The organism is Myroides sp. TSA_177.3 (genome assembly GCF_052691955.1).
Genome location: NZ_JBQZGD010000011.1, coordinates 107,841 through 119,978, shown reverse-complemented (window position 1 = coordinate 119,978; position 12,138 = coordinate 107,841). Strand labels below are relative to the sequence as shown.

General features: G+C 36.5%; 9 protein-coding genes and 1 pseudogene. 4 read left to right on the top strand and 6 right to left on the bottom strand.

Going from position 1 to position 12,138, the window contains the following annotated elements:
• The first annotated feature begins 395 nt into the window (after nucleotides 1-395).
• Nucleotides 396-968 carry a Crp/Fnr family transcriptional regulator gene (locus tag ACUTSE_RS11920; protein ID WP_002991194.1) on the top strand — a complete coding sequence of 191 codons (573 nt, stop codon included), beginning with the start codon at nucleotides 396-398 and terminating at the stop codon, nucleotides 966-968.
• A 71-nt stretch (nucleotides 969-1,039) separates the two neighbouring features.
• Here the strand turns inward: ACUTSE_RS11920 and ACUTSE_RS11915 are convergent, their stop codons facing one another.
• The 5 genes from ACUTSE_RS11915 to ACUTSE_RS11895 form a co-directional block, all read right to left on the bottom strand.
• Nucleotides 1,040-2,518, bottom strand: coding sequence for a catalase (locus ACUTSE_RS11915; protein WP_445640378.1), 1,479 nt, complete (start codon nucleotides 2,516-2,518; stop codon nucleotides 1,040-1,042).
• Nucleotides 2,519-3,091: 573 nt separating this feature from the next.
• On the bottom strand, nucleotides 3,092-4,588 hold the full coding sequence (locus tag ACUTSE_RS11910; RefSeq protein ID WP_445640377.1) for a malate:quinone oxidoreductase: 1,497 nt from the start codon (nucleotides 4,586-4,588) through the stop codon (nucleotides 3,092-3,094).
• Between the two features lie 87 nt (nucleotides 4,589-4,675).
• The gene (gene ruvX, locus ACUTSE_RS11905) at nucleotides 4,676-5,092 is read right to left on the bottom strand and encodes a Holliday junction resolvase RuvX (RefSeq protein WP_002991189.1); all 417 of its coding nucleotides are present in this window, start codon (nucleotides 5,090-5,092) and stop codon (nucleotides 4,676-4,678) included.
• 1 nt (nucleotide 5,093) lies between these two features.
• Nucleotides 5,094-6,266, bottom strand: a complete 1,173-nt coding sequence (locus tag ACUTSE_RS11900; protein ID WP_445640376.1) for an AIR synthase related protein — start codon at nucleotides 6,264-6,266, stop codon at nucleotides 5,094-5,096.
• 149 nt (nucleotides 6,267-6,415) lie between these two features.
• The gene (locus ACUTSE_RS11895) at nucleotides 6,416-7,540 is read right to left on the bottom strand and encodes a cysteine desulfurase family protein (protein ID WP_445640375.1); all 1,125 of its coding nucleotides are present in this window, start codon (nucleotides 7,538-7,540) and stop codon (nucleotides 6,416-6,418) included.
• Between the two features lie 203 nt (nucleotides 7,541-7,743).
• On the opposite strand from ACUTSE_RS11895, the pseudogene ACUTSE_RS11890 reads away from it, so the two are divergent.
• Nucleotides 7,744-8,279 (top strand): annotated as a pseudogene (locus ACUTSE_RS11890) (Crp/Fnr family transcriptional regulator).
• A gap of 52 nt (nucleotides 8,280-8,331) precedes the next feature.
• The gene (locus tag ACUTSE_RS11885) at nucleotides 8,332-8,892 is read left to right on the top strand and encodes a DinB family protein (RefSeq protein WP_445640374.1); all 561 of its coding nucleotides are present in this window, start codon (nucleotides 8,332-8,334) and stop codon (nucleotides 8,890-8,892) included.
• A 338-nt stretch (nucleotides 8,893-9,230) separates the two neighbouring features.
• On the opposite strand, the gene ACUTSE_RS11880 is transcribed toward ACUTSE_RS11885, so the two are convergent.
• Entirely contained in the window at nucleotides 9,231-10,985 is a 1,755-nt protein-coding gene (locus ACUTSE_RS11880) for an MFS transporter (RefSeq protein ID WP_445640373.1), read from the bottom strand.
• 132 nt (nucleotides 10,986-11,117) lie between these two features.
• Between ACUTSE_RS11880 and ACUTSE_RS11875 the strand changes: the two genes are divergently transcribed.
• Nucleotides 11,118-12,131, top strand: a complete 1,014-nt coding sequence (locus ACUTSE_RS11875) for a hypothetical protein (RefSeq protein WP_445640372.1) — start codon at nucleotides 11,118-11,120, stop codon at nucleotides 12,129-12,131.
• Nucleotides 12,132-12,138 lie beyond the last annotated feature (7 nt).

Below are 12,138 nucleotides of genomic sequence, written 5' to 3'. Positions count from 1 at the left end.
ACCTCTCGCAAAAAAGCAAAAAAACCTCTTGCAACAAACCTCACAAAGAGCAAAAAAAAAGAAGTCCCTGAAAAAAGGACTTCTTTTTATAATCTAACCACACTTTTTACTTTTCAAATTAGGATTTGAAAATCAACACAAAGTTATGAGTATACCAAGGTACACATCAACACGAATATTTTATATGTTAAAAACAGAAGATTTTTTATCACTTACACACACTTCTTCTGTTTTTAAATAACTTGTATTTTTGCTAGCTTGTTTTGCGTTCTATATGTTTAAATCTATCTTAACACAACACATCGCTAAGATTAAATTCTTTACATTTGAACAAAACAAAATTCCATATTAATTTGAATCTATTATAGGACATTTGTCCTCCTAATGATAAAAATATGTTAAGAATAAATCTTGATTTTTTATCCTATATTGAATCGATTGCACACAAAGACATTATAGCAGATAAAATACAATTAATACAATACAGTCCTAAAGATACGATACTCACCCAAGGAGAACAGATCACCAAGATTATTGTGATCCGCGAGGGAATAACGAAATGTTATATTACGGAAGAGAATGGGAAGGAGTATATTCCGGAGTTTTTGAGTCGTGGGGAAATCATGGGGGAAATTGAATATCTGGGCAAAATGCCTTGTTTGTGCTCCGTTGAAGCGATTTCTTACGTAGAAGCGTATGTGATTCCGTTGTCTATTTTTGACCACTTACTGAAAACGGATATTACGTTTAACAATGTATTATTATCTGTAGAAGCTTTACGTGTATATCACACGAGTGAAAGAGCTTCTTTTCAACAATTGTACACCGTTGAACATGCTTTGGAAAAACTTTTGCATCTACAAGAGAAGAATCAAGTAGCGATCTCCAAAGAGGATATGGCTTCTTATTTGGGGATTACCACGCGAACACTGAATCGCGCATTGAAAAAAATACAAGGAGAAGAATAAACCGCTCTATCATATGATACAAAAAAAGCCTCACGTGTGAGGCTTTTTTGATTATCGTGATAATTCGTGCATTATTGCATAAACTTACTTACGTCTACTTGTAATCCTTTGGCAATTCGCATACCTAAATCAGCATCGGCTCTAAACCAGTGGCACAATTGACGGAAGATAATTTCTTCGCGTTTTGGTCCATCGATTCCACTCATTGCTCCTACAATATTATGTACTGTATTGGTTTTTGCTTCCTCTGTCATGATGCGATATAAGTTACCTGGTTGTGTAAAGTGATCGTCCTCTCCTACTCCATTTCGATCATAGTGATCCGCTACTACTTGTTCTCCTAAATCTAATGCAGGTTCTTTGTAACTTTGATCGACAACGATAGAATCAAAACTATTTGGGTAATAGTTTGGTTCACTTCCTCCATTTCCATCAATGCGCATTGCACCATCTCTTTGGTAGTTATTTGTAGCAAAAGGACAGCGGTTTACTGGAATTTGCTCATAATTTGCCCCTAAGCGGTAACGTTGGGCATCAGGGTAAGATAAAATACGTCCTTGTAACATACGGTCAGGAGAGAAACCAATTCCATCCACGATATGAGTAGGTGCAAAAGCAGCTTGTTCAACATCTTGGAAGTAATTCTGCGGGTTTTCATTCAACTCAAGTACTCCAACATCAATTAAAGGATAATCTTTATGCGGCCAAACTTTCGTTACGTCAAATGGATTTACTTTTGCTACGCGACTTTCTGCTTCTGTCATGACTTGAATTTTCAGATTCCATTTTGGAAAATCTCCTTTTTCAATGTGTTCGAATAAGTCACGTTGTGCGTAATCCATATCGGTTGTACGCATTTGATCGGCTTCTAGTCCGGTTAAGTTCTTAATTCCCTGTGCTGTTTTGAAGTGGAATTTTACATACACACGTTCATTCTCCGCATTAATCATAGAGAATGTATGGCTTCCATATCCATTCATATGTCTATAGCCAAAAGGTGTACCACGATCCGACATCAAGATTAATACTTGGTGTAAACTTTCTGGGTTTAATGACCAGAAATCCCACATCATAGTTGCTGATTTCAAGTTGGTTTGTGGGTGGCGTTTTTGCGTGTGAATAAAGTCACTAAACTTCTTCGCATCTTTAATAAAGAATACTGGAGTATTATTTCCTACTAAATCCCAATTTCCATCTTCTGTATAAAATCGCAAGGCAAATCCTCGTGGGTCACGTTCTGAATCTGCAGATCCTTTCTCGCCTCCTACGGTTGAGAAACGCAAAAATACTTTTGTCTGCTTCCCTACTTCACTAAATAATTTTGCTTTGGTGTACGGAGTAATGTCATTCGTTACAGTAAATGTTCCATAGGCTCCAGAACCTTTCGCATGTACTACGCGCTCTGGAATTCTCTCTCTGTTGAAATGAGCCATTTTCTCATGCAAAATATAATCTTGCAACAATACAGGTCCTCTTTCTCCTGCTGTCATCGAATTTTCATGTTCTACATAAGGTCTTCCCGAAGCGGTTGTCAGTTTTTTGTTTTCCATAGTCTTGTACTTTATTTCGTTAATTTGTATTTCAAATATACTAATTATCAAACCTTTGTAGACCTATTTACTATACCATTAGGTTATAATTGAATAAATTAAATCTATGGTGTTTTTAAAAACGATAAATAAAAGTGATGGACTAAGGTGAGGTGGTGAGAGGGTGTGAGGTTATGGGTTGAGTTATGAGTTAGAGGTTATGGGTTATGGGTTAGAGGTTATGGGTTAGAGGTTATGGGTTAGAGGTTATGGGTTAGAGGTTATGGGTTAGAGGTTATGGGTTAGAGGTTATGGGTTAGAGGTTATGGGTTAGAGGTTATGGGTTGAGTTATGAGTTAGAGGTTATGGGTTATGGGGTGAGAAGGTGAGGTGGTGAGGTGGTGTGATTGGTGTGATTGGTGTGAGATTATGGATTGAGTTATGGGTTGAGAAGGTGAGGCGTTAAGATGTAAAATCTCGTAGTGGTAAATTACCATTTGTCTTTACGGCGCATTGTATCATTCTTTTTACCTCCCAAAAAAAAAAGCACCTTTAACAAGTAAAGGTGCTTTATATATCGATTTTGATGGTTTACTAGTTGTTAGGGAAAATTCTCAAAACTTTCGAACAATTCTCTCTAATTTCTGCAACCATTTCAGGGTGTTCATTTAATTTAAGACCGTAAGAAGGAATCATCTCTTTGAATTTAGTATTCCATTCTGGTGAATTAAATTCTGTAGGGAAGCAATTAGCCAATAATTTCAACATAATTGCTGTTGCTGTTGAAGCTCCTGGAGAAGCTCCTAATAAAGCAGCAATTGAACCATCTGCTGAATTCACAACTTCTGTTCCGAATTGTAGAATTCCCTTTCCGTCTTTATCTCTTTTGATTACTTGTACACGTTGACCTGCATGTTCCACTTTCCAATCCTCGTCTTGTGCAGCTGGGAAGTATTCTCTCAGCGATTCATATCTTGATTTATCTGATTGTAAAACTTGTCCAATCAAATATTTTGTCAAATCTAAGTTACGCATTCCAGCACCAAGCATTGGGCCGATATTATTTAATTCTAACGATTTAAATAAATCTAAGTTTGATCCTCTTTTCAAGAATTTTGTTGAGAAACCTGCGTAAGGGCCAAACAATAGCGAGTGTTTTCCATCGATAAAACGAGTATCTAAGTGAGGAACTGACATCGGAGGTGCTCCTACAGATGCTTTTCCGTATACTTTAGCCATGTGTTTTTGAACAATCTTCGGATTGTTACACACCAACCATTCTCCTCCTACTGGGAAACCACCATAGCCTTTACTTTCAGGAATATCCGCCTTTTGTAATAACAAGATTGCTCCACCACCAGCACCAACGAAAACAAATTTCGCTTTTACTTTTCTGTGCTCTCCTGTTTTTTCATCTTTTGCAGAAACGCTCCATTTATCTCCTTTGCGCTTGATATCAGTTACTTGATTATTGAAGTGAACATTTACGCCATCTTCTGTTGTCAAGTGATCAAAAATCTCTCTTGTTAATTCTCCAAAGTTTACATCTGTTCCGATTGGCATATACGTTGCTGCATATACGTCGTCCAGCTTTCTTTCTTCCATTAACAAAGGAGCCCACGTTTTGATCTGATCAACCTCTTTTGAAAACTCCATCCCGTGAAACAATGGGTATTTTTGAAGTTCATTATATCTTTTCTCTAAAAAGCTTACGTTGTCTTTTCCCCATACGAAACTCATATGCGGCACAGAATTAATAAACTTACGAGGATCTTTTAATACATTCTTTTTTACCAAGTATGACCAAAACTGCCTTGATATTTCAAATTGCTCAACAATGCTAATTGCCTTTGTTGCATCAACGCTACCATCAGCTTTTTCTGGTGTATAGTTTAATTCACAAAATGCAGAGTGTCCTGTACCCGCATTATTCATTGCGTCTGAACTCTCAGCTGCAGCGCGATCTAAACGTTCTAAGATTTCAATTTTTAGGTTCGGATTTAATTCTTTTAGTAAGATTCCAAGAGTAGCACTCATGATTCCGGCTCCTACCAAAACAACATCAACCTCAGATTTTTGTATACTTGACATTATATCGAATATTTATTTATATGCAAAATTAATTTTTATCTACAGGAAAAACAGTTTTTTACTGCTAAAATTTTAAAAAAGAATGGATTAAAATGTATTCCGTCCCATATAATCTTGTAAGATTATGGTTGCGGCAATCTCATCAATCAATGCTTTGTTTTGTCTTTGTTTTTTCTTCAACCCACTATCAATCATGGTTTGGAAGGCCATTTTAGAGGTAAAACGCTCATCTATTCGTTCCACTGGCATTGTAGGAAATGTTTTTTTAAATGTATCGATAAATGCATTTAAAATAGGCGTAACTTCCGAAGGCTCATTATTCAAGCGCTTGGGTTCACCTATAACCACTTTTTCCACCTTTTCTTTTTGAAAGTAGTCTTTTAAAAAAGACATAAGCTCTTTTGTATCGACAGTCGTTAAACCCGATGCAATAATTTGCAATTCATCGGTTACTGCGATACCCGTTCTTTTCTGACCAAAATCAATAGCTAATAAACGTCCCATTCTAGTAATTAAATGTCCCGTATGTTGATTGAATCGTTAATTTTTTATCAGCTGAAGCCTCTACTCTACCCACAATTTGTGCTCTTACGTTGAATGATTCAGCAATTGCTATAATATCTTCTGCAACAGCAGGATTTACGTATAATTCCATACGATGTCCGCAATTGAATACTTGATACATTTCTTTCCAATCTGTCTTTGATTGTTCTTGTATCAATTGAAACAAAGGTGGTACTTCAAATAAATTATCTTTGATAATATGTAACTGATCGATAAAGTGCAAGATTTTTGTTTGCGCTCCACCACTACAGTGAATCATACCGTGTACATCGTCTGCGTTATATTGATCTAAAATCGCTTTGATGATTGGCGCATAAGTTCTCGTTGGAGATAATACTAGTTTTCCAGCATCAATAGGCGAATTTGCTACTGCGTCTGTCAATTGTACTTTTCCAGAATACACTAATTCCTCTGGAACAGATGAATCATAACTTTCTGGATATTTAGCCGCTAAGGAATGATCAAATACATCATGACGAGCAGAAGTAAGTCCATTACTTCCCATTCCTCCATTGTATCCTTTCTCATACGTTGCTTGACCAAAAGACTCTAATCCAACAATAACGTCTCCTGCTTTAATATTAGCGTTGTCAATAACATCGCTGCGTTTCATTCTTGCTGTAACTGTAGAATCCACAATAATTGTGCGAACTAAATCTCCCACATCAGCTGTTTCTCCTCCAGTAGAGTGAATCGTTACACCAAATGATTTTAGCTCTTCGATTAGCTCTTCTGTTCCGTTAATGATAGCCGAAATTACTTCACCTGGAACTAAGTTTTTATTACGTCCAATTGTGCTTGACAACAAGATATTATCTGTTGCACCCACACATAATAAATCATCAATATTCATGATTAAGGCATCTTGAGCAATCCCTTTCCAAACAGAAATATCTCCTGTTTCTTTCCAGTACATATAAGCTAATGATGATTTTGTTCCTGCTCCATCGGCATGCATAATCAAACAATAATCTTCATCCCCAGTTAAGTGGTCGGGAATAATTTTACAGAATGCTTTAGGAAACAATCCTTTATCTATGTTCTTTATTGCATTGTGAACATCTTCTTTCTCAGCAGAAACTCCGCGAAGCGCGTATCTATTACTTGAACTCATAAATAGTGTGTTGTTTGTGCAAATTTAATGCGAATGTTATTGTAAAACAAAGCTTTTTACATTAACATTTTTTTACCTCTTTTTTATTTATTTTTTGAACAATTGGAAAACAAAAAAATCTACTAATTCAACTTAGTAGATTCTTTTTCTTAAATTTCTTGAAGAAGTTCAATCAATCGATCAATCTCTTCTTTTGTATTTTCATGACTAAATGACAATCTTAGGCTCGGTTTCTTCAAGTCTTCCTCGTTTAAGAACTGTGCTAAAACATGTGAAGGCTTTTGGCTTCCCGATTGACAAGCACTTCCTCTTGATACTGCAATTCCTTTCATATCCAATTGGAATAACATCATCGCAGCTTTTTCTTGTGTCATCGGCAACAACACATTGAGGATATTGTAAAACCCTGTGCTATTTCCGTTGAATTTCACTTGAGGATATACTTCTACTAGACGCTGTTGGCAGTATGATTTAATATCCGCAATGTAAGCACTTTCCTCTTCTAGTAAATCATAAGCCATTTCTAGTGCCTTTGCCATTCCTACCACTTGGTGTACACCTTCAGTTCCCGCACGTAATCCCTTTTCTTGTTCTCCACCGTGGATGGCAGGTTTCAATACGTTTTTCTTGCGGATAAAAGCAAACCCAATTCCTTTAGGTCCGTGAAATTTATGCGCGCTTGCTACGATAAAATCGATCGGCAACACACTTAAATCTAATCTTTTCTTTCCAACAGATTGTACCGTATCACAGTGAAAAAGAGCCCCATGTTCTACACATAAATGCGCTACTTTTTCCAAGTCTAATTCTGTCCCCACCTCATTGTTTACATGCATCAAACTCACTAATGTCTTGGTGTCTTCTTTCAGAAGATTCTCCAATTGAGTATAGTCAATTTCACTGTTGGGATTAATAGTTAGAAATACAACCTCAATTCCATACACCTGTGCTAAGTGCTTTACTGTATTTAAAACAGCATGGTGTTCCAATTGTGTCGTAATAATTCGTTTCACTCCTAAATCGCGTACAGCAGAAAGCAAAATCCAGTTATTTGCCTCTGTTCCACAAGAAGTAAAAATGATCTCTGAAGAACTTACATTAAATTGTTTGGCAATTGTTTTTCTTGCCCCTTCAATTAATGCTTTCGCATGCCGTCCGATTGAGTATGTCGATGAAGGGTTACCAAAATCATTTCTCAATACTTTCACCATCTCTTCAATTACTTCTGGGCGGACAGAAGTAGTTGCGGCATTATCCAGATATATTTGTTTCATTATTTAATTAGTTGAATGAGATACGTCACTTCATTTACACGAAATAACGTCTTTCTAAGTCATTTATTTTATTCGAATACAAATGTAATAAAAACAAAAAAGATAATGGTCAAAATCACTTCCATATTATTGTTCCCTTCAACATATCTTTTTACATTTAGTTCTTTTAACTGTATCTTTTCCTGCCGTAAACCCTTTTCTCTATGGACCTCATTTCTACTTTATACAACAGTTTAGAACAAGCGAATCGCTGGGACAAAACCATCACCTTAAAACGAATGGAGTACCTGACGCTTGCGCATACTATTGACACCAATATTTACTATATCGAAACAGGAAGTGTGAAAATTTCTATCCTCCTGCAGGATCAAGAACACATTATTCGATTTGGTTATCGTCATAATTTTATTGCCGCATTGGATAGTTTTATCACCAATAAACCGACCGAATTTCATATCCAAGCCTTAAAAAAACGACAATAAAAGTCATTAAAAAAGAACAGTACCTTCAATTTATTCGCAGTAATACAGCGCATCAAATTCTTTGGGATATGCTTTTAGAAGGTTTAATTTTACAACAATTGGAACGTGAAAAAGACTTACTTATTAAATCACCATTGGAGCGCTATACACGTGTTTTACAACGAAGTCCGCGTTTGTTTCAAGAAATTCCAAACAAGTATATTGCGTCTTACTTAGGCATGTCACCAGAAACCTTATCTCGATTAAAGAAATCTTGACTTGAATCAATTTTTATCTTGAAAATTAAGGTCAATTTTGTCAAAAAATAAAATGGAAACGACTAAGCTACTCTCAAACTTACTGGAACTAACGCAACAAATCAAACAAGAAGCTATTGCTTTTCAAGAGCTTCCTGACTTTCTACTTTATACTAGACCTCAACCTGCGAGTTGGAGTGTTTTGGAATGTATGGAACACCTCAATCGATATGGTTATTTTTATATCCCTGAAATCACAATCAGAATAAGCACCACCAAATACACCACTCCCTCTCCTGTATTCAAGAGCGGATATTTAGGTAATTATTTCGCTAAAAGCATGTTACCTAAAGAAAAACTCAACAAAATGAAGACATTTAAATCCATGAACCCCAGTACAAGTCATGTAGATCGTGAGGTTTTAACCGTTTTCATTCAACAACAAGACAGTCTGATTGCTCTTTTAGAACAAGCCAAAAACATCAATTTAAACCAAACTAAAACATCCATTTCCATAAGTAAATGGATCAAATTAAAACTGGGAGATACCTTGAAAGTTGTTGTTTTCCACAACCTTAGACACTTGGTGCAAATGCAAAATATTCTCAATAATCTAAAAGAATATGGGGGATGAGGTATGGGTTATGAGGTATGGGTGTATACAAGATTTGGTTCTTTTGACCCACTCTTAATCAAACAAATTATCCAGTTACTTGGCAAATTGCCATTTGCCACTACGAGATTTTACATCTCATCGCCTCACCCTCTGACTATCTTATCGTCTTTTTTTCATAATTTATCTTGCTACTTGGCAAATTGCCATTTGCCACTACGAGATTTTCATCCTCTCATCACCGATTCTCTTGTTAACTGGCAAATTGCCATTTGCCACTACGAGATTTTACATCTCATCGCCTCACCCTTTATCTCACCTCCTCACCCTCTTAACCCATAACTCTTAACCCATAACTCTTAATCAATCTCATCAATCGCAATCCCTTGTTTATGCAGTACTTTTTTCGCCAAGATACCAAAGAGTAACAAATAACCAAAACACACTGCATTTACGATATAAGATTCATGAATACCAATGATATCGGCTAATTTCCCTTGAATTGGGGGCAATATTCCACCACCTAGAATCATCATAATCAAAAACGACGAACCTTGTGCTGTATATTTTCCTAATCCCATAATAGCGATATTAAAAATAGCAGGCCAAAGTACACTGCAAGCCAATCCACCAGCTAAGAAGGCATAAATTGCTAGCATTCCACTAGAAAAGAGTCCTACAATCATAGCCAATAAACCAAACAAGCTAAATAAAATCATCGTACGCGCTGATTTATTTTTACTCCAAAAAGAAAAGACAATTTGAATCGCTACACATAAACTATAGTAATACAAATGTTCAATTTCATTCCCTGCGAAATAATTAGCGAATAAAATAACGAAATACGCTAAAAAAGGCACCGCTATCAAAGCGATTAACTCATTTCTTTTACTCAATTGAAAAACACTTACTGCACCTGCCCAGCGTCCAATCATCAAGCTTCCCCAATACATCGAGACATAAGGCGCAATTTCAACCGCCTGTAGCGATCCGAACTCTTCTAATTTGAGCAATTCGCCTAAATTACTTCCAATTCCAACCTCAACTCCTACATAAGCAAAGATTGCTAACATCCCCAAAAGCAATTGAGGGTATTGCATCGCTCCCCATCCTTCTTTATTTCTTTGGCTTGTAAAATAAGCAAAGGCTATACTTCCAACAATAATCAGCAAGGCTCCTCCTAAAAGGTAGATACGCTTGTTTTCGATTGGCGTTAAGGTTTCTTTGATTTCTTGCTTTAGATTCGTCAATTTTACTTCATTCGCAATCCTTACTTCTTCGTTTTGCTCTACTTTTAATGAACTAATTACTGTCTCTTGTTGCTTTTGCAACGCCGATACGCGTAAATACGCTTCACTTTTATATGTATTAAACACTGGGATAAAAACAGCGACTAATAAAACAGTCATACTCACCAACAACACCATCGCTTTTTTAGCGGGTTTTATCTCAGCACTACTCTTGCTATCTGGTATTTTTTTTGAAAAGAAGAACAATAAAGCAGCCAAGAGAAATAATCCTCCAACGGCCCCGTATAGCAAGGTCATACTATCCAAGCTCAAATGTTGAATTTGGTCATCTGTTAGCGTTTTAGTACTCCCATATAAAGCATAAGCCATTAACAAAGGGCCTATCGTGGTTCCAAGTGAATTAATTCCGCCACCAAGGCTCACTCGACTTGTTCCTGTTTTGGGATCACCAAGTGAAATCGCAAACGGATTGGCTGCAATCTGCTGCAGGGAGAAACCCAAGGCCACAATAAACAACCCCACCAACAACGCTGCGTATACGCTGATTTGAACAGCCCAAATCATAGCTATTGCGCCTCCTGTTGAAAACAACAACCCATACACAATTGAGCGCTTATACCCCCAATTATTCACCACATCTTTCTTCTTCCACGCACTGACTAAAAAGAGCAATAGTGCTCCAAAATAGTATGCGGTATAAAAAGAGAAATCAATCAATTGAGACTGAAACTGATCTAAATCAAAAAAAGCCTTACAAAACGGAATGAAAATACTATTCCCTGCGGCGAAAAATCCCCAGAAGAAAAAAACAGTTACTAAGGTGTATAAAGCAGGGTAATTGGTTTTGGTAGTCAATGAATTCATAGCGAATAGCTTACATTTTAAGTTATCTTTAACGTTATCAAAGATAATTAAATAACCTATATCTGCTCTTCATAGTACCTACTTAAGATAAAAAAAGTATTTTTGTATTCTCGATAACGATATATTTATTTTATGAAGAAGGTGTATACCCTGGTAGCTGCTCTAGGCTTATTTGGATTAAGTTCTTGCAACGATGGCAAGCTTACCTATAATGATATTGACTTTTCTACTGTAACCACTGTGAATCGCTGTTCTAGCATCGGTGATGGAGCGAAAGTGTTTTACAAACTAAAAAATACAGAAGCTTTTATCTTAGTTGCGGATATGGACAACATCATGCGTGATGAAAGTATTCAAACTGTAGATGTTGAAATAGACGGAACCAATAATAGTTTAGCGTATAGAAAATACAACAGCAAAGTTGAAACGGCCTCCATTTGTTCTTTTCCAGCGCCTAGTACGCCCTCTGTATTAGAAGAAATTCTAGCTTCACCAGGAGCAACATTGCGTACACAGCGCATGGTTTCAATCAAGAATAATGATAGCAATGTACTCACTGACGATCACAGTGTGAACTTAACGTATCAGTATAATTTCACCATTTTAAATGTCAATTTCATCGATGGAGATACGAATATCAAATATGATCGTATGCCATTTGGAACCAACAATTACAATTCTAATACCTTAGGATTTAAATTTTTGAACAACGACAATACATTGAAAACAATTAATCCTTGTCAAACACAATGGATTACCCTTGCTGATAAAGAAGCAATGTTAGTTGAATTGAATGCGGAAGACTTCCCTCAAGATACAAGTGAAAAAGTAATTCCTTTATCTGCTGAGCGTCCTCTAGCTTATAGACAATATGCTCGTGCTGGGATTAACTTGACAGAAGTTTGTGAAAACGACGGAGATATTCCAGGTAATACACCAGCAAATAACAATCGCTTGGTTGAAAACTGGACCGCTACAACAGGAGAAATTGTGATTAACACAAGATGGACCAATCCTGCAGAAGGAGCACCCGCTAAATTATTACATGAAATTACGTTGCGCAATGTGGTATTTGCTAAAGCACAGTACAACAACTTAACTTTTGGAAAAGCAATCCTTCCTTTTGGAAGTTTCACCCAAGAATAACCACGGC